Source organism: Bradyrhizobium sp. TM233 (genome assembly GCF_036247965.1).
GTDB classification, from domain to species: Bacteria; Pseudomonadota; Alphaproteobacteria; order Rhizobiales; family Xanthobacteraceae; genus Bradyrhizobium; species Bradyrhizobium ottawaense.
The window spans coordinates 88532-108950 of sequence record NZ_BTIG01000029.1 but is presented as its reverse complement, the minus strand read 5'-3'; the positions used below and the strand labels follow the sequence as shown (position 1 = coordinate 108950).

The 20419-nt window shown below is 65.6% G+C and carries 19 protein-coding genes; 16 read left to right on the top strand and 3 right to left on the bottom strand.

What is annotated here, in order from left to right; all coding sequences use genetic code 11:
- Positions 1 to 20: 20 nt before the first annotated feature.
- The 4 genes from AABA86_RS32050 to AABA86_RS32035 all read left to right on the top strand — a co-directional run bounded on the left by AABA86_RS32050 (position 21) and on the right by AABA86_RS32035 (position 4272).
- The gene (locus AABA86_RS32050) at positions 21 to 608 is read left to right on the top strand and encodes a phage holin family protein (RefSeq protein ID WP_338309621.1); all 588 of its coding nucleotides are present in this window, start codon (positions 21 to 23) and stop codon (positions 606 to 608) included.
- Positions 609 to 1739 carry a YihY/virulence factor BrkB family protein gene (locus AABA86_RS32045; protein ID WP_212248422.1) on the top strand — a complete coding sequence of 377 codons (1131 nt, stop codon included), beginning with the start codon at positions 609 to 611 and terminating at the stop codon, positions 1737 to 1739.
- 163 nt (positions 1740 to 1902) lie between these two features.
- A complete protein-coding gene (locus AABA86_RS32040; protein ID WP_338309620.1) occupies positions 1903 to 3402 on the top strand; it encodes an EAL domain-containing protein in 1500 nt (499 codons plus the stop codon).
- A 15-nt stretch (positions 3403 to 3417) separates the two neighbouring features.
- Positions 3418 to 4272 carry a TIGR01459 family HAD-type hydrolase gene (locus AABA86_RS32035; RefSeq protein WP_212248424.1) on the top strand — a complete coding sequence of 285 codons (855 nt, stop codon included), beginning with the start codon at positions 3418 to 3420 and terminating at the stop codon, positions 4270 to 4272.
- A gap of 179 nt (positions 4273 to 4451) precedes the next feature.
- On the opposite strand, the gene AABA86_RS32030 is transcribed toward AABA86_RS32035, so the two are convergent.
- Positions 4452 to 4847: a response regulator gene (locus AABA86_RS32030; protein WP_008567674.1), complete on the bottom strand. Its 396-nt coding sequence runs from the start codon at positions 4845 to 4847 to the stop codon at positions 4452 to 4454.
- Positions 4848 to 5076: 229 nt separating this feature from the next.
- Here AABA86_RS32030 and AABA86_RS32025 point away from each other — a divergent pair, with 229 nt between their 5' ends.
- The 7 genes from AABA86_RS32025 (at position 5077) to arfB (ending at position 14075) form a co-directional block, all read left to right on the top strand.
- Entirely contained in the window at positions 5077 to 6048 is a 972-nt protein-coding gene (locus tag AABA86_RS32025) for a bifunctional riboflavin kinase/FAD synthetase (protein ID WP_338309619.1), read from the top strand.
- Between the two features lie 203 nt (positions 6049 to 6251).
- Positions 6252 to 9269: an isoleucine--tRNA ligase gene (ileS, locus tag AABA86_RS32020; protein WP_338309618.1), complete on the top strand. Its 3018-nt coding sequence runs from the start codon at positions 6252 to 6254 to the stop codon at positions 9267 to 9269.
- Positions 9270 to 9277: 8 nt separating this feature from the next.
- Entirely contained in the window at positions 9278 to 9772 is a 495-nt protein-coding gene (gene lspA / locus AABA86_RS32015) for a signal peptidase II (protein ID WP_338309617.1), read from the top strand.
- A 95-nt stretch (positions 9773 to 9867) separates the two neighbouring features.
- Positions 9868 to 10593 (top strand): hypothetical protein, encoded by a 726-nt coding sequence (locus AABA86_RS32010; RefSeq protein WP_212248428.1) that lies wholly within the window; start codon positions 9868 to 9870, stop codon positions 10591 to 10593.
- A gap of 189 nt (positions 10594 to 10782) precedes the next feature.
- Positions 10783 to 12177 carry a M16 family metallopeptidase gene (locus AABA86_RS32005; protein WP_445083393.1) on the top strand — a complete coding sequence of 465 codons (1395 nt, stop codon included), beginning with the start codon at positions 10783 to 10785 and terminating at the stop codon, positions 12175 to 12177.
- A complete protein-coding gene (locus tag AABA86_RS32000) occupies positions 12174 to 13541 on the top strand; it encodes a M16 family metallopeptidase (RefSeq protein ID WP_212248430.1) in 1368 nt (455 codons plus the stop codon). The genes AABA86_RS32005 and AABA86_RS32000 overlap by 4 nt, the downstream gene beginning before the upstream one ends.
- Before the next feature lie 117 nt (positions 13542 to 13658).
- Entirely contained in the window at positions 13659 to 14075 is a 417-nt protein-coding gene (gene arfB, locus AABA86_RS31995; protein ID WP_212248431.1) for an alternative ribosome rescue aminoacyl-tRNA hydrolase ArfB, read from the top strand.
- A 58-nt stretch (positions 14076 to 14133) separates the two neighbouring features.
- On the opposite strand, the gene AABA86_RS31990 is transcribed toward arfB, so the two are convergent.
- Positions 14134 to 14442, bottom strand: a complete 309-nt coding sequence (locus tag AABA86_RS31990) for a hypothetical protein (RefSeq protein ID WP_212248432.1) — start codon at positions 14440 to 14442, stop codon at positions 14134 to 14136.
- Between the two features lie 302 nt (positions 14443 to 14744).
- On the opposite strand from AABA86_RS31990, the gene AABA86_RS31985 reads away from it, so the two are divergent.
- Genes AABA86_RS31985 through AABA86_RS31970 form a run of 4 tightly spaced genes read left to right on the top strand, consistent with a single transcriptional unit; the run spans position 14745 to position 17705 of the window.
- Entirely contained in the window at positions 14745 to 15131 is a 387-nt protein-coding gene (locus tag AABA86_RS31985; RefSeq protein ID WP_212248458.1) for a c-type cytochrome, read from the top strand.
- Entirely contained in the window at positions 15132 to 15527 is a 396-nt protein-coding gene (locus AABA86_RS31980) for a VOC family protein (protein ID WP_212248433.1), read from the top strand. It abuts the gene before it with no gap.
- Between the two features lie 31 nt (positions 15528 to 15558).
- Positions 15559 to 16107, top strand: coding sequence for a gluconate 2-dehydrogenase subunit 3 family protein (locus AABA86_RS31975; RefSeq protein ID WP_212248434.1), 549 nt, complete (start codon positions 15559 to 15561; stop codon positions 16105 to 16107).
- Between the two features lie 29 nt (positions 16108 to 16136).
- Positions 16137 to 17705 (top strand): GMC family oxidoreductase, encoded by a 1569-nt coding sequence (locus AABA86_RS31970; protein ID WP_212248435.1) that lies wholly within the window; start codon positions 16137 to 16139, stop codon positions 17703 to 17705.
- 239 nt (positions 17706 to 17944) lie between these two features.
- Here AABA86_RS31970 and AABA86_RS31965 read toward each other — a convergent pair whose 3' ends face one another.
- The gene (locus AABA86_RS31965) at positions 17945 to 18262 is read right to left on the bottom strand and encodes a ribbon-helix-helix domain-containing protein (protein WP_212248436.1); all 318 of its coding nucleotides are present in this window, start codon (positions 18260 to 18262) and stop codon (positions 17945 to 17947) included.
- 251 nt (positions 18263 to 18513) lie between these two features.
- Here AABA86_RS31965 and mutL point away from each other — a divergent pair, with 251 nt between their 5' ends.
- Complete coding sequence (gene mutL, locus AABA86_RS31960) at positions 18514 to 20325, top strand: DNA mismatch repair endonuclease MutL (protein WP_338309615.1); 1812 nt, start codon at positions 18514 to 18516, stop codon at positions 20323 to 20325.
- The last annotated feature ends 94 nt before the right edge of the window (positions 20326 to 20419 follow it).

The window sequence follows — 20419 nt, the reverse complement described above, 5'->3', positions numbered from 1 at the left end:
TGCTCTTGGAGGATGTCCAGATGCTCGCGCCATCGGGCGAATTGCTGCGCGCCGGCATGGCGCTCAAGCTCAACCACGTCAAACGCGCCGCTCAATCCTATCTGCGTGACCAGACCAGCCAGGCAACCGGCAAGGTGACGTCTTACGCGGTGGCTGGCGGGCTGTTCGCGGTCGCGGGCCTTTTCGTTGTCGCGGCCTTCTTCGTCGGGCTGATCGCCCTCTACCGCTGGGTTGCCATCACCTACGGGCAGTTCTGGGGGTTTGGTGCCGCCGGAGGAGTGCTGCTGGTGCTGGCGGCGGTCTGCGCTGGCGTGGCAATGGCGCAGATGAAGCGCAAATCGAAGCCGATCGTGCCACTTGCCAGTCGGTTGCGCGTTGCAATCGCGACCCCACGGATTCCGCGCGGAACGGTCAAGGAAGCCGTTAAAGAGGTCGCCACCACGATTCCCCTTGCGCCGCTCGCCCCCGGCGAGCGCCGCCATGGCGCAAGAGCTTCGGCGGCGCGCACCAACCGACCCGTGCAGCTTGGTCTGATGCTCGCGGCGATTGGGCTGGCGGGATTCACGGCGGCGCGCCGCAGACGTCACGGTCAGAGATTGGGCGCTTGAATGCTGGTGCGGCGCTCCGAACAGCTCGACTCCTGGCTGCTGGTGGCCGCCACTGCCGTCTTCGTGCTGACCGCGGAGCGCTACTTCCAGGACTCCGGCCTGGTCGGATCCGGCCCTCCGCAAGACCACCGCAAAGGCGAGGCGAATTCACCGGAAACGCACCCGGCCAGTGCGGCGGTGCAGCCCGGCCGCGGCCGCCGGGCGAAAAGTCCGTTCGAGATCCCCTGGACGGGCTGGAAGGACATCTTCTGGCGCACCTATCAGCGCATCGACGACGATCGCCTGCTCGCGACAGCGGGCGGCGTCGTCTTTTTTGGGCTGCTCGCGATCTTCCCGGCGGTGACGGCGCTGGTCTCCTCTTATGGCCTGTTCGCCGACCCCGCGACGATCAGTTCCAATCTGCAGACGCTTGCGACCATGGTGCCCGAGGGCTCGTTCCAGATCGTGGAGGATCAAGTCTCGCGCGTGGTGTCGAACGGCAATACCACGCTCGGCGCCACCTTCCTGCTCGGCCTTCTGCTCGCGGTCTGGAGCGCCAATGCGGGCGTCAAGGCGATCTTCGATGCCCTCAACGTCGCCTATGAGGAGCGCGAGAAGCGCAGCTTCATCAAGCTCAATCTGGTGTCACTGGCCTTCACCGTCGGCGGCATCGTGGCGCTGCTGCTGATGGTGGGTGCCGTCGTCGCCTTCCCGCTCGCGCTCAATCATCTCGGCATGGCGCCCGAAAGCAAGCTGATCGTGGCGCTGGCGCGATGGCCGCTGCTGTTCCTGATCCTGCTCGTGGCACTGGCGATCCTGTACCGCTTCGCCCCCAGCCGCGACGCCCCGCGCTGGCAATGGTTGAGCCTCGGCGCAGTGACGGCGGCCCTCCTCTGGATCGCCGGCTCGGCGCTGCTGTCCTGGTATCTCTCGGCATTCGCCAATTACAATGCGACCTACGGCTCGCTCGGCGCCGCCATCGGCCTGATGATGTGGATGTGGATGTCCGCCATCGTCATCATGTTCGGCGCCGAGCTGAATTCGGAAATGGAGCGGCAGACGCTGAGGGATACGACCACCGGCCGGCCCAGGCCGCTCGGCACCCGGGAGGCTGTCTCGGCCGACACGGTCGGCGCCGCCGCACCGTCCTGACTGCGTGATCGTCCTGAACGTGCAGGCCCGAGCCGCTATCCCCTCGAATCAACAATGATGTTAAGGTCATACGGCCTAGGGGGAGCATGAGGCGTGACGGGTTCGCACAGTGACCCGTGTTTTCCCGGGTAAGGCAGTCAGCTCTTGAGGCGTAACGCGCGGCATGATTCGCATTTCGACGATCTTCATCGCCATCTGCATGGTACTGGTCGCGGCCTCGCTCGGGCTTGTGCTCTACGCCGTCGCCGGCATCAGCGGAACCGAATCCGCCATCGTGGCGCTGACCGCGCTGACCTTCCTGATCCTCTACAACGCGGTGTCGATGCGGCTGCGCGACCGCAGCGACGTCGGCGGGCAGATCGCCGATTTGTCGCGCGGCACCGCCGACCTGGCCCGCCAGGTGGCGGAGTTCGGCCGCCGGTTAGCTGCGATCGAGGGACGCATCGCCTCGTCCAATTCGACCAACTCCGACCGCATCCAGTCGGTGGTCGGCGAGATCAACGAGCTCGGTGGATTGGTCAGGCAGCTCGCCGCCACCGTATCGACCCATGAAGATTTGTTGGCCGGCAATGCGCCGGCTCCCGTTCCCGCTCCGATCGCCAGGCTGGAGCCGGAGGCGCCGATCGACCTGATTGCGCCGTTCGAGGAGCGGCCGGCGGCCCCTCCCCCGCTGCCCGCACCGCCGTCACGACCGGCACCGGCGGTCCAGAGCCAGGCCGCCAACCCGGTTCCGGCAGTCACCGGGCGCAACCAGACCCAGCTGCTCGCGACGCTGCGCAACGCGATCGACGAAAACCGCATCGACATCTTCCTGCAGCCGATGGTGACGCTGCCGCAACGCAAGGTGCGGTTCTACGAGGCGGTGACGCGCCTGCGTGACGAGCGCGACCAGCTGATCGCCGCCGAGGAGTTCATCAGCATCGCGGAAGCATCCGGGCTGATCGGGCGCATCGACAACATGGTGATGCTGCGCTGTGTGCAGGTGCTGCGGCGCCTGATGGTGCGCAACAAGGACGTCGGCGTGTTCTGCAACGTCGCGGCCTCCACGCTCGGCAATTCCACAACCTTCGCGCAATGCCTCGACTTCCTCGAAGCCAACCGGGCGCTGGCGCCCTCGCTGGTGCTGGAGTTCAAGCAATCGACCTTCCGCAATCTCGGCCCGGCCGAGACCGAGAATCTCGCGGCACTGGCCCAGCGCGGCTTCCGTTTCTCGATCGACCATGTCACGGATCTCAGGATCGAGCCGCGCGAGCTGGCCGACCGCGGGGTGCGCTTCATCAAGGTGCCGGCCACGCTACTGCTCGACCCCAGACAGGCCCCGGCCTCGGACATCCATCCCTCCGACCTCTCCGACCTGCTCGGCCGCTTCGGCATCGACCTGATCGCCGAAAGGATCGAAGGCGAGCGCGCCGTCGTGGACCTGCTCGACTATGACGTGCGGTTCGGCCAGGGCTTCCTGTTCGCGCCGCCCCGGCCATTGCGGCCTGAGGGGGCATCTGCTACCGGCGGGGCCTCGCCGAACCAGGCGCAGGACATTCAGGGATCCAATGGCTCCGCTCCCCCCAGCCAAGGTACGAAATCTGGCGCGACACCTGGCGCGACGTCAGCCGCTCCTCCGGCCCAACGCATCACCGGCAACGCGGCGCTCGCGCGCCGCATCTGATCGACGCTGCGCATCATGACCACACTGCATTTCGCCGAAAGCCTGCGCGAACTCGTGGGCGGTGTCGATGTCGTGCTCAGCGACATCTGGGGCGTGGTCCATAACGGCCTCGAATCCTTCCCCGAAGCCTGCGAGGCGCTGCACACATACCGCAGCCGCGGCGGTACGGTGATCCTGATCACCAACGCACCGCGCCCCGCCGACAGCGTGCAGCGGCAATTGCGCAAGCTCGGCGTCGCCGACGAGACCTATGACGCGATCGTTTCTTCGGGCGACCTGACGCGGCTCTATGTCGCCGAGCATCCCGGCCGCAAGATGTTCTGGCTCGGACCCGAGCGCGACAACTCGATCTATCGCGGCCTCGATGCGAAAACCGCGCCGCTCGAGGACGCCGACTACATCGTCTGCACCGGCCTCTATGACGACGAGACCGAAACGGCGGAAGACTATCGCGGCATGATGCTGAAGGCGCGCGAGCGCAAGCTGACGCTGGTCTGCGCCAACCCCGACATCGTGGTGGAACGCGGCGACCGGCTGATCTATTGCGCCGGCGCCATCGCGGAGCTCTATCGCGAGCTCGGCGGCGAGGTGATCTTCTACGGCAAGCCGCACCGGCCGATCTACGAGCGCGCGATGGCACTCGCCGGCGAACGCCAGGGCCATCCGATCGAGCGGAAAAAAGTCCTTGCGATCGGCGATTCCGTCCGCACCGACTTAACCGGCGCGCGCGAATTCGGCATCGACTGCCTGTTCGTGACCCGCGGCATCCACGCCGAGGAGTTCGAGGGTCTCGACCAGCTCGACCCGGCATCGGTGATGGAATTGTTCGGCCATCCGCCGAAGGCGCTGATGCGCGAATTGAAGTGGTAGTGATCTGATCGTCATTCCGGGGCGCGCGAAGCGCGAGCCCGGAATCTTAAGATTCTCAGGTGCGCAATCGCGCCCCATAGTTCGGTGCTTCGCACCGTGCCGGAATGACGAACCGAACAACAAAAGCCCGGGACAAGCCCGGGCCTTTCCGAATTCGCCTGATGGCTTCGAACGCGCGCTTACGCGCTCGCCATGTCCGGGAAGACCGCCTCGATCTTGGTCTTCAGCGTCGCCGCATTGAACGGCTTGACGATGTAGTTGTTCACGCCGGCCTTCTTGGCCGCGATCACGTTCTCGGTCTTGGATTCCGCCGTGATCATGATGAAGGGCGTGGTGGCGAGGTTCGGATCCGCGCGCACTTCGCGCAGCAGGTCGTAACCCGTCATCGGCTCCATGTTCCAGTCGGAGATCACGAGCCCGTACTTCTTGCCGCGCATCTTGTTCAGTGCTGCCGAACCGTCGCTGGCATCATCGATGTTCTCGAAGCCAAGCTGCTTCAGCAGATTCCTGATGATACGGATCATGGTGCTGTAGTCATCCACCACCAGAACCGGCATCGACAAATCAACCGCCATCTCGACTCCCCCAACGCAAACCCAGGAATATTACGATCGGACCTGCCCAAGCCGGAGCCCGGCAGTTCCACGGTCAAGGACTAACACCAAGGCGTTAAACAGCGCGTTAATTGGGGACGCCCCCCAAGGACTGAAATCGCGTTCGATGCGGCCACCCCCTCCCGCTTGACTTCATCCGGCCGGTCGCGCCACGGTCCCGGCCGGTCCCGCCGGCTTGAGAATTCCCCTGATGGCTCCGCATTTTACCATTATCCGCGACACCACGCCGGACTCCGCGATTCCAAGGGGTGCCGTGGTCGCCATGGGCAATTTCGACGGGGTTCATCTCGGCCACCGCGCCGTGATCGCCGCGGCCCTGGAAATGGGCCGGGCGCAGGGCCGCCCCGCGCTGGCATTGACCTTCGAGCCGCATCCGCGGCGGTTTTTCAGCCCCAACACCCCCCAATTCCGCCTGACGGACGAGCGGGCCAAGCTGCGGCTTCTGGCCGGCACCGGGCTTGCCGGCGCCGTGGTCATGACCTTCGACAAGGCCCGTGCCGGAACCAGCGCGCAAGACTTCATTCACCATGACCTGATCGGGCGGCTCGGCGTCAGCGGGATCGCGGTCGGCTACGACTTCCATTTCGGCAAAGGACGCGTCGGCTCGCCGAGCCTGCTGGTCAACGAAGCGCCCCGGCTCGGCATCGAGGTCGACGTGCAGCCCCATGTCGATATCGACGAGCGGCCGGTATCCTCCAGCGCGATCCGGATCGCACTCGCCGAAGGCCAGCTGGACGAGGCCACCACCATGCTGAGCGCACCCTGGTTCGTCACCGGTCAGGTGATCCACGGCGAGAAGCGCGGCCGCGATCTCGGCTATCCCACCGCCAACATCCGCCTGGACGCCAATTGCGGACTGAAGCACGGCATCTATGCGGTGCGGGTCGGCCGCGGGCCTGAGCGGCTCGACGGGGTGGCAAGCTTCGGCCGCCGCCCGACCTTTGATAATGGCGCTCCCCTCCTCGAGATCTTCCTGTTCGACTTCAAGGGCGACCTCTACGAGCAGGAGCTGGACTGCGCCTTCGTCGGCTTCATCCGCGAGGAGCTGAAATTCGACAGCCTGGAGGCTCTGATCCGGCAGATGGACGACGATTCCGCCCGTGCCCGCGCCATCCTGGCCGCCGCCCCGGACGCGTTTCCGCGGCTCGGCACCGTCGATTGAGCCCGACCCCAGCCTCCCCGAACCTTTGCGCTTCCCTTGGCCCCCTGCTATGGAGAGCCCATGTTTGCGCGGCGCATCATAGGGATTAGCGGCCCGGCTTCCGCCTGAGCCTGAAGGCTCGGCGCAAGACCGGGATTTTGTCGTTTCACCCCGCGATTCCGCATCGCCATCCGTTCCCGCGCCCTTCCGAGCCAGTCAGCCTCATGTCCGAAAAGCCGCAAAAGTCCCAAAAGCCTGAAGCCAAAGACTATTCCAAGACCCTGTTCCTGCCGCAGACCGAATTCCCGATGCGCGCCGGCCTGCCGCAGCGCGAGCCGGAGATCCTCAAGCGCTGGTACGAGATCGGCCTCTACGAGAAGCTGCGCGAGAGCGCGAAGGGCCGCGCCAAGTTCGTGCTGCATGACGGCCCGCCCTATGCCAACGGCAACATCCATATCGGCACGGCGCTGAACAAGATCCTCAAGGATCTCGTCACCAAGAGCCAGCAGATGCTCGGCTTCGATTCCAACTACGTGCCGGGCTGGGACTGCCACGGCCTGCCGATCGAGTGGAAGGTCGAGGAGGAGCACTATCGCAAGAAGGGCAAGCAGAAGCCCGATTTCCGCGATTCCACCGCGATGATCGACTTCCGGAAGGAGTGCCGCGCCTACGCCACGCATTGGCTCGGCGTGCAACGCGAAGAATTCAAGCGCCTCGGCGTCATCGGCGATTGGGATCATCCCTACGCCACGATGAGCTATCCGGCCGAAGCCCAGATCGCGCGCGAATTGATGAAGTTCGCGGCCAACGGCACGCTCTATCGCGGCTCCAAGCCCGTGATGTGGAGCGTGGTCGAGAAGACCGCGCTGGCCGAGGCCGAGGTGGAGTACGAGGACCACACCTCCGATACGGTGTGGGTGAAATTCCCGGTCACGTCGCCCGCGCATGGCGCTCTCGCCTCCGCAAGCGTCGTGATCTGGACCACGACGCCCTGGACGCTGCCGGGCAACCGCGCCATCTCGTTCTCGCCGAAGATCGCCTACGGCCTGTACAAGGTGACGGACGCGCCCGCCGACAATTGGACCAAGACGGGCGACCTCCTGATCCTCGCCGATGCGCTCGCTGAAGAGGTCTTCAAGCAGGCGCGCGTGACGGCCTTCGAGAAGGTGCGCGACGTGCCTGGCGACACCATGGACGCGATCGAATGCGCCCATCCGCTGAAGGGCCTTGCCGGCGGCTACGACTTCGTCGTGCCGCTGCTGCCCGGTGACCACGTCACCGACGACACCGGCACCGGCTTCGTGCACACCGCCCCCGGCCATGGCCGCGAGGACTTCGATGCCTGGATGGCGCAGGCGCGCGATCTCGATGCGCGCGGCATCACCACGGCGATCCCCTACACCGTCGACGAGAACGGCGCCTACACCGATCACGCGCCGGGCTTTGCCGGCAAGCGTGTCATCAACGACAAGGGCGAGAAGGGCGATGCCAACGAGGCCGTGATCAAGGCGCTCGTCGAAAGAGGCATGCTGCTGGCACGCGGCCGGCTCAAGCACCAATATCCGCACTCCTGGCGCTCCAAGAAGCCGGTGATCTTCCGCAACACGCCGCAATGGTTCATCGCGATGGACAAGGATGTTGCAGCGAGCGGCAAGGCGAAGAGCGGCGACACGCTGCGCGCCCGCGCGCTGCACGCGATCTCGGTGACGCAATGGGTGCCGCCGTCGGGCGAAAACCGCATCAACGGCATGATCGAGGCGCGGCCCGACTGGGTGATCTCGCGTCAGCGCGCCTGGGGCGTGCCGATCGCCGTGTTCGTGCGCGAGAAGGGCGACGGCTCCGCCGAGATCCTCCAGGACGAGGCCGTCAACACCCGTATCGGCGATGCCTTCGAGCAGGAAGGCGCCGACGCCTGGTACGCCAAGGGCGCGCGCGAGCGCTTCCTGGGCGCGCGTGCCAATGAAGACTGGCAGAAGGTCGACGACATTCTCGACGTCTGGTTCGATTCCGGCTCGACGCACGCCTTCGTGCTCGAAGACCCCGTGCATTTCCCGGGCCTCGCGGGGATCAAGCGCAAGGTCGACGGCGGCACCGACACGGTGATGTATCTGGAAGGCTCGGACCAGCATCGCGGCTGGTTCCACTCCTCGCTGCTGGAGAGCTGCGGCACGCGCGGCCGCGCGCCCTACGACATCGTGCTGACCCACGGCTTCACCCAGGCCGAGGACGGCCGCAAGATGTCGAAGTCGCTCGGCAACACCATCGAGCCGCAGTCCGTCATCAAGGAATCCGGCGCCGACATCCTCCGGCTCTGGGTCGCGTCCTGCGACTACACCGACGACCAGCGCATCGGTCCCGAGATCCTGAAGAACACCGTCGAGACCTACCGCAAGCTGCGCAACACCGTGCGCTGGATGCTCGGCACGCTGCATCATTACAAGCCGGCCGACGCAGTGGCGCCTGCCGAGATGCCCGAGCTCGAACGCCTGATGCTGCACGAGCTCGCGATCCGCGCCGCCGCCATCGGCAAGGCCTACCAGGAGTTCGACTTCAAGTCGGTGGTCGCGATCCTGTCCGCTTTCCTGAACAGCGAGCTTTCGGCGTTCTATTTCGACATCCGCAAGGACACGCTGTATTGCGATCCGCCGTCGTCGCCGACGCGCAAGGCGGCGCTGACGACGATCGACCTGTTGTGTACCTCGGTCCTGAAATGGCTGGCGCCGATCCTCAGCTTCACCGCGGAGGAAGGCTGGCGCATGTACCGGCCCGATGCCGAACCGTCGGTGCACCTGACGCTGTTTCCGAACGATCTCGAAGCCTTGCGCGACGACAAGCTTGCTGAGAGATGGCAGATGATCCGTACAGTGCGCCGGGTCGTCACCGGAGCGCTCGAGATTGCACGCGCGAACAAACTCATCGGCTCCTCGTTGGCGGCCTCGCCTGAGATCTATTTGGCGAAGGAATTCATGGGAGCCTTGTTCGACGTCGATTGGGCGGAAGTCTGCATCACCTCGAACGCCGAGGTTCATGTACTCCGCGACGGCGAAAAGCTCCCCGAGGAAGCGTTCACGATCGACGGCGTGTTCGAAATTGGTGTGATCGTGAAAGAAGCGCAGGGTCGCAAATGCGCCCGCTCCTGGAAGATCTCGCAGTTTGTCGGCGATGATCCTGAATACCCCGACGTCACCCCGCGCGACGCACAGGCGCTGCGTGAGTGGAAAGCGTTGGGCGTGAGCGTCTGATCCCCGGCATGACCCCGCTTGGCGCCGGCATCCTCGCGGCCCTGGTCACGCTCGTGGCCGACCAGGCCTCGAAGCTCTGGCTGCTGAACGGGTTCGACCTCGCCCGTCGCGGCGTGGTGAAGGTGACGCCGTTCTTCGACCTGGTGCTGGCCTGGAACATCGGCATCAGCTTCGGCTGGCTCCAGAACGACAGCCAGGCGGCGCAGCTCGCGCTGATGGCGGTCAAGGCCGTCGCCGTGGTCGCGCTGGCGATCTGGATGGCCCGCTCGCACACCCGGCTTGCCACGGTCGCGCTGGGGCTGATCATCGGCGGCGCCATCGGCAACGGCATCGACCGCTTCGCCTATGGCGCGGTGGTCGATTTCGCCCTGCTCCACATCGAGATCGGCGGAAATACCTATAATTGGTATGTGTTTAACCTCGCCGACGTGGCCATCGTTGCTGGGGTGGCGGGGCTATTGTATGATTCCTTCCTGGGGGTACCCGCCGCAAAAGCGCCCTGATCCCGGCCGATACGGACCGGCAGGTGGAACCCGGCCTTTGCGAGGGTTTGCCGCGTGCGAGCGGCGATCTGACACAATATGGAACAGGTACAGTAATGCGCAGCTCGAAGACCAGCATTTCGATGGTTCGAGACCCCCGATCGGGGCTTTGGCAGGCGTTGAAATTGTCCGCCGTCGCGCTTGGCATCGGTCTCGTCATGTCGGCCGGCGTGGCCCGCGCCGGTGACGACGAGGATGAAGATGACGGGATGACCTTCGAAGAGAAGATCATCGACAATCTGATGTCCGGTATCGGCGCCAAGAGCATGGAAAAGCCCGGCATCGAATACCGCGAGCGCTCGCCGCTGGTCGTGCCGCCCAAGCTCGACCTGCCGCCTCCCGCGACCCAGGCCAAGGCCGCTCCGAACTGGCCCAAGGACCCCGAGGAGAAGCGCCGCAAGGAAGCCATCGCCGCGCGCAAGAAGGCGACCAAGGAAACGGAAAACTGGCAGGTCGCCCGGCCGCTGACGCCCGCCGAAATGAAGGCCGGCCAGACGGCTGCCCCCGAGCGCACCAGCAACGATCCCATTCAGCCGGGTACCAACGGCAACCCGTCGCTCAGCCCCGCCCAGCTCGGTTTCTCCGGCGGGCTGTGGAACATGATGAAGGGCGGCAACAGCTCCGAGGAAAAGAAATTCACGACCGAGCCCCCGCGCCAGTCTCTGGTGGAGCCGCCGCCGGGCTACCAGACCCCGTCCCCGAGCTATGCCTATGGCGCCGGGGTCGACAAGTCGCGCCGGACCTATTTCGACATCATGTCGGGTAAGGACAAGGAGCAATAACGCTCCTGTCCTACGGACCCGAAATCCCGCGCCGGCGATTCATGTACGCCGGCCGAGGCGCATAAATTGCTGATCAGTAACTTGCCACCGCGTTGAGTTCTCTGCTTCGTGACGCGAAGCCTCAGCCGCACGGTGTAGCATGCCGTGCCGCCCGAGCCGGACATCCGGACTCGGCCTTTCATAAGGATCATGATGTCCTCTTACCGATCGGCTGCCTGCCTCCTTGCCGCGCTGCTTTCGACCAGTGTCCTGACATCAGGCGCGGCCATTGCCCAGACCACGGTCACATCGGCCCCGCCCGCCAGCTTCACGCTCAGCAACGGCATGCAGGTCGTGGTGATCCCCGATCACCGCACGCCCGTCGTCACCGAGATGATCTGGTACAAGGTCGGCTCGGCCGACGAGACGCCGGGCAAGTCCGGCCTCGCCCACTTCCTCGAGCACCTGATGTTCAAGGGCACCTCGAAGCATCCGGTCGGCGAATTCTCCCAGACCGTGCTTCGCGTCGGCGGCAACGAGAACGCCTCGACCTCGGTCGACTACACCAACTATTACCAGCGCGTGCCGAAAGAGCAGCTGCCGACCATGATGGAGTTCGAGGCCGACCGCATGACCGGCCTCATCCTCAAGGACGAGAACGTGCTGCCCGAGCGCGACGTCGTGCTCGAAGAATACAACATGCGCGTCGCCAACAATCCGGACGCGCGGCTGAACGAGCAGATCATGGCCGCGCTCTATCTCAACCATCCCTACGGGCGGCCGGTGATCGGCTGGCATCAGGAGATCGAGAAGCTCGATCGCGAGGACGCGCTCGCCTTCTACCGCCGCTTCTATGCGCCGAACAACGCGATCCTGGTGATCGCCGGCGACGTCGAGGCCGCCGACATCCGCCCGCTGGTCGAGCGCAATTTCGGCTCCATCCCCGCGCAATCGGCGATCCCGGCGCGGCGCGTCCGTCCGCAGGAGCCGGAGCCCGCCGCCCCGCGCACCGTCACGCTGGCCGACCCGCGCGTTGAGCAGCCGAGCATGCGGCGTTATTATCTGGTGCCCTCGGCAACCACGGCCGCCGCCGGTGAAAGTGCCGCCCTCGACGTGCTGGCCCAGCTGATGGGCAGCGGCAGCAATTCCTATCTCTACCGCGCCCTCGTCGTCGACAAGCCGCTCGCGGTCTCCGCCAACGCCAGCTATTCGAGCATCTCGCTCGACCCGACCCAGTTCGCGATCTCGGCCTCCCCGAAACCCGGCGTCAGCTTCGCCGAGGTCGAGCAGGCGGTCGATGGCGTCATCGCCAACGTCGCGCAGAATCCGATCCGCGCCGAGGATCTGGAGCGGGTCAAGACCCAGCTCATCGCGGAAGCGATCTACGCCCAGGACAACCAAGCGGTGCTGGCACGCTGGTATGGCGGCGCGCTGACCACGGGCCTGTCGATCGAGGACATCAGGAGCTGGCCCGACCGCATCCGCGCGGTCACCGCCGAGCAGGTCCGCGCCGTTGCGCAGAAATGGCTCGAGAAGAAGCGCTCGGTAACGGGCTATCTGATCAAGGACACTGCCGCCACCAAGCGCGAGGAGAAGCGTTCGTGACCTATCCTTTCCTTCGACGCGCTGCATTCTCCCTTGCCACCGGCGCTGCGCTCGCGCTCGCTGCGGTCTCGCCGTCACAGGCGGCCGCAAAGATCCAGCACCTGATCTCGCCGGGCGGTATCGAAGCCTGGTTCGTGCAGGACGCAACCGTGCCGCTGATCGCCATGGAATATTCCTTTGCCGGCGGCTCGGCGCAGGATCCCAAGGACAAGCCGGGCGTCGCCAATCTGGTCGGCGACCTGCTCGACGAAGGCTCCGGCGATCTCGACTCCAAGACCTTCCACGAGCGGCTCGACCGCCGCGCCATCGAGCTCTCCTTCAGCGCCACCCGCGATACTTTCCGCGGCAGCCTGCGCATGCTGCGCGACAACAAGGACGAGGCCTTCGACCTGCTCAGGAGCGCGCTGACCTCGCCGCATTTCGACGCCGCCGATGTCGAACGCATCCGCTCGCAGGTCATCTCGGGCCTGCGCCGCGAGACCACCAACCCGACCTCGCTGGCGAGCCGCAAGTTCCTGGAGGTCGCCTTCGGCGATCATCCCTATGGCCGGCAGACCAACGGCAACCTCGACAGCGTGCCGACCATCACGGTCCCGGACATGAAAGACTATGTCGGCCGCGTGCTTGCGAAGGACGGGCTGAAGATCGCTGTCGTCGGCGACGTCGATCCGGCGACCCTCGGCAAGCTGCTCGACCATACCTTCGGCAGCCTGCCCGCCAAGGCCAACCTCACGCCGGTTCCGGACGTCGAGGCCGCAAAGCCGCCGCAGCGCGCCTTCGTGACGCTCGACGTGCCGCAGACCGTGATCACCTTCGGCGGCCCAGGGGTGAAGCGCAGCGATCCGAACTTCATGGCGGCCTATGTCGTCAATCACATCCTCGGCGGCGGCGGATTGTCCTCCCGGCTCTATCGCGAGGTCCGCGAGAAGCGAGGCCTCGCCTATTCGGTGTTCGAATCGCTGCTCTGGATGGAGCATTCGGCGGTGTTCATCGGCAATACCGGCACGCGCGCCGACCGCGCCGGCGACACCATCGACGCCATCGACAAGGAAGTGCGCCGGATCGCAGAGGAAGGCCCGACGCAGAAGGAGCTCGACGAGGCCAAGTCCTACCTCAAGGGCTCGCAGATGCTGGCGCTCGACACCTCCTCCAAGCTGGCGCAGGCGCTGCTGCAGTATCAGCAGGACAAGCTGCCGATCGACTATATCGAGAAGCGCAATGCCATCGTCGATGCCGTGACGCTGGACGACGCCAAGGCCGCCGCCAAGCGCCTGTGGGGCCAGGGTCTCCTGACCGTCGTCGTCGGCCGCGCCCCGCAGGCCGCGGCGCAGCCGTCCGCGGCTCCGGCGACGAAGTCGAACTGACGTCTCCCTACGTTTTCTGAAATGGCCGGGCTCCGCCCGGCCATTTGCGTTTCCAGGATGCGCCATTGCCGAACGTGGACGTCCGCGATATGTCCGGACATCACGAATGGTGCCACCATGCTGCGGATATCCCGCGATCTCGTCATCGACGAGGACGACATCGAGATCGGCTTTGTCCGCGCCTCCGGCCCGGGCGGGCAGAACGTCAACAAGGTCGCGACCTCGGCGCAGCTGCGCTTCGACGCCAGCAAGCTGACCTTGCCGGAGGATGCTGCCCTGCGCCTTGCCCGCCTCGCCGGTCAGCGCATGACCAAGGACGGCGTGATCGTGATCCAGGCGCAGCGCTTCCGCACCCAGGAGCGCAACCGCCAGGATGCGATCGACCGCCTCACGGAGATGCTGCGTGAGGCCATGATACGGCCGACGCCGCGGCGCGCGACGCGGCCGACCTTTGCCTCCAAGCAGCGCCGGCTCGACGGCAAGAAGCGCCGCGGCGACGTCAAGGCCGGGCGCGGCCGGAGCTTCGACGATTGATTGGGCAAGAACCTCCAGTCGCGAAGCGACCGGAGGTTTGCCTGTTCGCGGCCCGGCGTCAGTAACGCTTGCCGGGGGCGGGACTGCCGGTAGCGGAATCGTCGACCGCCCCCTTGTGCGCTGCGCTGCCCGTGGTGCCGACCGTGCCCTTCGTGCCCTTGGTCGACTTCATGCCCGTCTTCTCGCCTGCAGCCCCCTGCTGTGCACCGACATCTTCGTCCTCACTGCCTGCCGCGCCGCCCTGCATGGGTTTGCTTTGCACGGTGCCGCCAGGCCTGGCACCAGATGACGTGCCTTGCGCGAAAACGGGCGTCGCAATGAGGGCCGCGACAGCGCATGCGATTGCAGAGGTCTTCACCAACTTCATTCATTTCTCCTGGATTTTTCGCGATGAACGGTTCGGCTGCTTGCTGCGCCGCCCGCCTGTGCCGGACCGGTTCATCGCGTCGAGAGTTCGAACGGCGCGATCACGATGCAATCCGCATGGTGTGGTGATCGTTTAGGGATTTCGGGGCGGTTTCGCGGAATTGCGCTCCTCATATGCGGCGGCGCGGAACACGCGCGACCCACGAGCATCTCCGCGCGCAGCGAAACAGCCCGCTACTACCACCGCCCATCTGACGCCGCCTAGAGTTTGCGCAGGTTGATGTGGATGGGCGGCTCTTGACGATGCGCGCGTTCGTGCTGGGATTGTGCACTGCGATGGTGCTGGTGGTGCGGGCTGCCGACGCGCAAATGCCTTTGCCGGCCGCAAAGCCGCCGGATGGCGCGACACTCTTCAAGCAACAATGTGCGGTGTGCCACACGTTGAGCCTGTCGGAGCCGGCGCGCCAGGGGCCGCCGCTGCTCAAGGTCGTGGGCCGTCCCGCCGGCAAGATCGAAGGCTTTCGTTACTCGGAGAGCCTCGCAAGAGCTGACTTCGCCTGGGACGAAGCCCGGCTCGACGCATGGCTGACCAATCCGCAGGCCGTCATTCCCGGCGTGGTCATGGCCTACCGGCAAGGCAAGCCGGAGACACGCGCCGCCATCATCGCTTACCTGAAGGAGCAGAACTGAATGGCAAAGCCGGTCCATTCCATGATCCGCGTGCTTGATGAAGCGCGCTCGCTCGACTTCTACCGGCGCGCCTTCGGCCTCGAAGTCGCCGACCATCTGAAGTTCGCAGACTTTGCCTTGATCTATCTGCGTCACCCCTCCTCACCTTTCGAGGTCGAGCTGACGGTGAATTTCGATCGCAAGGAGCCGTACCAGCTCGGCGACGGCTACGGCCATCTCGCCGTGGTGGTCGAGGATCTCGAGGCCGAGCACGCCCGCTTCGAGCGCGAGAAGCTCGCACCGGGACCCTTACGCGATTTCAAGCACGACGGCAGGACGCTGGCGCGCTTCTTCTTCGTCAGCGATCCCGATGGCTACAAGATCGAGGTGATCCAGCGGGGCGGACGTTTCAACTAGACCAAATCAAAAAAATCTTAGGAGGAATGCCATGAGAGAAGTCGATCGCCGAAGCAAGCACAGCCGCCGCGTCTTTCTCAAGGGCGCGGCCACCGCCGTTCCAGTCGTGGCCGTTGCAACCAGCGTCGCCGTCAGCATCGAGGGCGCCTGGGCGGATGAGGCGAGCACGCTTTCGCCCGCGACGATGAAGACGCTGCTGAAGGTCGCGCGCGACATCTATCCGCACGATGTGCTCGGCGACAGCTACTACATCACCGCGGTCAAGCCGTGGGACGGCAAGGCGGCGAAGGATCCCGCTGTCAAATCGCTGATCAGCGACGGCATCGCGCGGCTCGATCAGAATGCGCGGGATCGCCACAAGGTGCCTTATGTCGAAGTGCCGTGGGAAGCCGACCGGGTCGTGCTGCTGAAGGAGATCGAGGGAAGCGACTTCTTCCAGAAGGTGCGCGGCGACCTCGTCGTGTCGCTCTACAACCAGAAAGAAGTCTGGCCGCGGTTTGGCTACGAGGGCTCCTCCGCCGAGCATGGCGGCTACATCAACCGCGGCTTTGCCGACATCGACTGGCTGCCGAAAGCCTAAAGGCCACCCAACGGTTCAGGAGAACGCATATGGCAAAATTCGATCTGAACGACTCCAGCGTTGTGGTGATCGTCGGCTCCGGTGCCGGCGGCGGCACGCTGGGCAACGAGCTCGCCCAGAAGGGCGTCAAGGTGGTCATTCTCGAAGCAGGTCCCCGCATCGAGAACCACGATTTCATCAACGACGAGTGGGAGAGCTTTTCCCAGCTCGCCTGGACCGATGCGCGCACCACGTCGGGGACTTGGCGTGTCGCCAAGGACTTTTCCGGTCTTCCCGCCTGGATCGTCAAGGCGGTCGGCGGCTCGACCACGCACTGGGCCGGCGCCTCGCTGCGCTTCGACGAGCACGAGTTCAGGGTGAAGAGCACCTACGGCAGCATTCCCGGCGCCAACCTCCTGGACTGGCCGGTCACGCTCGCCGAGATGGAGCCGTGGTACGCCAAGGCCGAGAACAAGATGGGCGTAACCCGCACCAACGGCATTCCCGGACTTCCCGGCAACAACAATTACAAAGTGCTGGAAGCCGGTGCGAAGAAGCTCGGCTACAAGACCGTGCACACCGGCAACATGGCGATCAACAGCCAGCCGCGCGACGGCCGCGGCGCCTGCCAGCAGATCGGCTTCTGCTTCCAGGGCTGCAAGTCCGGCGCGAAATGGTCGACGCTCTACACCGAGATCCCCAAGGGCGAGGCGACCGGCAATCTCGAGGTCCGTCCCGCCAGCATGGCGGTCAAGATCGAGCACGATGCCGGCGGCAAGGTGACCGGCGTGGTCTACGCCGACGAGAGCGGCGCGATGCAACGCCAGAAGGCGCGCATCGTGGCGGTCGCCGGCAACTCGATCGAGAGCCCGCGGCTGCTGCTCAACAGCGCCTCGACCATGTTCCCCGACGGCCTTGGCAATTCATCGGGCCAGGTCGGCCGCAACTACATGCGGCACATGACCGGCAGCGTCTATGCGGTATTCGAGAAATCGGTGCACATGTATCGCGGCACCACGATGGCCGGCATCATCCGCGACGAGGCCGCCAACAATCCGAAGCGCGGTTTCGTCGGCGGCTACGAGATGGAGACGCTATCGCTCGGCCTGCCCTTCATGGCGGCGTTCCTCAATCCCGGCGCCTGGGGACGTCCGTTCACGGCGGCGCTCGACGGTTATCCGCGGATGGCCGGCATGTGGCTGGTCGGCGAGGACATGCCGCAGGAGACCAACCGCATCACGCTCGACCCGGTCATGAAGGACAAGTTCGGGCAGCCGGTCGCGAGCGTGCATTTCGACGATCATCCCAACGATATCGCGATGCGCGCCCACGCCTACAAGCAGGGCGCTGCGGTCTACGACGCCGTCGGCGCCACCGTGACCTATCCGACGCCGCCCTATCCGAGCACCCACAATCTCGGCACCAACCGAATGAGCGAGAAGCCCCGGGACGGCGTCGTCAACAAGTTCGGACAGAGCCACGACGTCAAGAACCTGTTCGTCTCGGACGGCAGCCAGTTCACCAGCGGGGCTGCCTGCAACCCGACGCTGACCATCGTCGCGCTGGCGATCCGGCAGGCGGACTACATCGCGGGTGCGATGCAGAAGAAGGAGATTTGAGGAGGGGGTGTTGTCACCGCGCCAGCGATGGCGACGTTGAAGGATTGCGTATCCACACCCAAGGTGTCGTCCCGGCGAACGCCGGGACCCATAACCACAGGGAGACATTTGGCGAAGATTGATCGTTCGGTACACCGACCTTCTGCAACAGCGAGATCACGCGGTATGGGTCCCGGCGCCCGTGCGCAATCGCGCACTAGGCCGGGACGACATTGTGGAAGCGTGCTCGCGCCCAACTGCTACTCCGCCGCGTCGAGCATGGGCGCCACCGTGGCCTTGAACTCCGGCGCCGTCACCATGCTCTTCGATCGGTAGATCAAGCACGAGCAGCGCAGCAGCGAGGCGAAATTGTTGACCTCGCCGTGATGGTCGAGGACCTCGTTGTAGAGCGTGGTCAGGAACTTGCCGACGCTCATATTCTCCTTGGCCGCGATCTCCTCCAGCGTGTCCCAGAACGCCATTTCCAGGCGGATCGAGGTGCAATGGCCGCCGATCCGCAATGAGCGGGTCTGGGATTCGTAGTCGCGTTGGGGCTGGTGCGCAAAGAGATGGCACATGGCGTCCTCCCGTCCTGTTGCCATTTTTTCACAATGCTACACCGCCGCCCCACACCCCACAATCAGGACGGTCGCCGGGGAAGCCGGCTCCGGATTGCGCGATTTTCTCGAACGGCCAATGTCTTCAATGTGATAGGCATCCCTCTTCCCCAGGCCGTCACGCGGCTGTTGCCCAACACATGCTTTTGACGCAACACGGCCTAGAATAGCGCCGTCAGCGAATCCAGATCGTAAGCCTAAGCCCAGAGCCCATGCCCGTCCGCCAGCTTCCAGAACAGGTCGTCAACCGCATCGCCGCCGGCGAGGTGGTCGAGCGGCCGGCGAGCGTGGTCAAGGAGCTGGTCGAGAACGCCATCGATGCCGGCGCGAGCCGGATCGACGTCTTCACCGATGGCGGCGGGCGGCGGCGGATCGGCATCACCGACGACGGCGGCGGCATGACCGCGAAGGACCTCGCGCTCGCGGTCGAGCGTCACGCCACCTCCAAGCTCGACGACGAGGATCTGCTGCAGATCCGCACCCTCGGGTTCCGCGGCGAGGCGCTGCCCTCGATCGGCTCGGTGGCACGGCTGTCCATTACCACGCGCCATGCCAGCGAGCCGCATGCCTGGGCACTGTCGGTCGAAGGCGGCGAGAAGTCCGAGATCATGCCGGCGGCGCTGGCGCATGGCACCCGCGTCGAGGTTGGCGACCTCTTCTACGCGACGCCGGCCCGGCTGAAATTTTTGAAGACCGACCGCACCGAGGCCGAGGCGATCCGCGAAGTGGTCAGGCGCCTCGCGATGGCGCGGCCCGATATCGCCTTCACGCTGGCCGGCGAAGAGCGCGCACCGGTGACCTGGGCCGCCGCCCTGCCCGGCGCCGCCGGCCGCCTGACGCGGCTCGGCGACATCCTGGGCGCGGAATTCCGCAGCCATGCCTTCGAGGTCCATGCCGAACGCGAGGGCGTGGTCGTTGCCGGCTATGCCGCGGCCCCGGCGCTGACCAAAGCCAATGCGCTCGGGCAATATCTCTTCGTCAACGGCCGCCCGGTGCGCGACAAGCTCATCTTAGGGGCGGTCCGCGGCGCCTATGCCGACTATCTGCCGCGCGACCGGCATCCGGTGCTGGCTCTGTTCGTCACGCTCGACCCGCGCGAGGTCGACGCCAACGTGCATCCGGCCAAGACGGAGGTCCGCTTCCGCAACGCGGGCCTCGTTCGCGCGCTGATCGTGCACGGGCTGAAGGAAGGCCTCGCGCGGGAGGGCCGGCGCACCGCCGCCAACAGCGGCGAGAGCGCCTTGTCAGCGTTCCGACCGGCCTTCACGCCGCGTCCCGCAAGCTGGGACTGGCGGGCCTCGCCATCCGCGCCCGTTGCGCCGATGCCGTCCTTCGAAGGCGCCGCGGCGCCTGCCTTCGCCGAGCGCGCGCAGGCGGCCTTCGACGTCGGGGCGCCGAGCGCGGACGTGCGGATCGAGACTCAGCCCGTCAGCGATCTCGTCGACCGCCCGCTCGGCGCGGCGCGCACGCAGATCCACGAGACCTATATCGTCTCGCAAACCCGCGACGGATTGATCATCGTCGACCAGCACGCCGCGCATGAGCGCATCGTCTATGAGCGGCTGAAGGCCTCGCTGGCCGCGAACGGCGTGCAGCGGCAGATCCTCCTCATTCCCGAGATCGTCGAGATGGACGAGGCGACGGTGGAGCGCCTGCTCGAGCGCAGCGAGGAGCTCGCATCGTTCGGCCTCGCCATCGAATCCTTCGGCCCGGGCGCGGTCGCCGTGCGCGAGACGCCGTCGCTGCTCGGCAAGACCAATGCGGGCGGGCTCTTGCGCGACCTCTCAGAGCATATGGCCGAATGGGACGAAGCGCTGCCGCTCGAGCGCCGCCTGATGCACGTCGCCGCGACCATGGCCTGCCACGGCTCGGTGCGCGCCGGCCGCAGGCTGCGGCCCGAGGAGATGAACGCCCTGCTCCGCGAGATGGAGGACACCCCGAACTCCGGCCAGTGCAATCACGGCCGGCCGACCTATGTCGAGCTGAAGCTGAGCGATGTGGAGAAGCTGTTCGGAAGACGGTGACAGTGCCGTAGGGTGGGCAAAGCGTAGCGTGCCCACCATCACGATCTCAGCCTTCGATGGTGGGCACGGCGCGCGAAGAGCGCGCCTTTGCCCA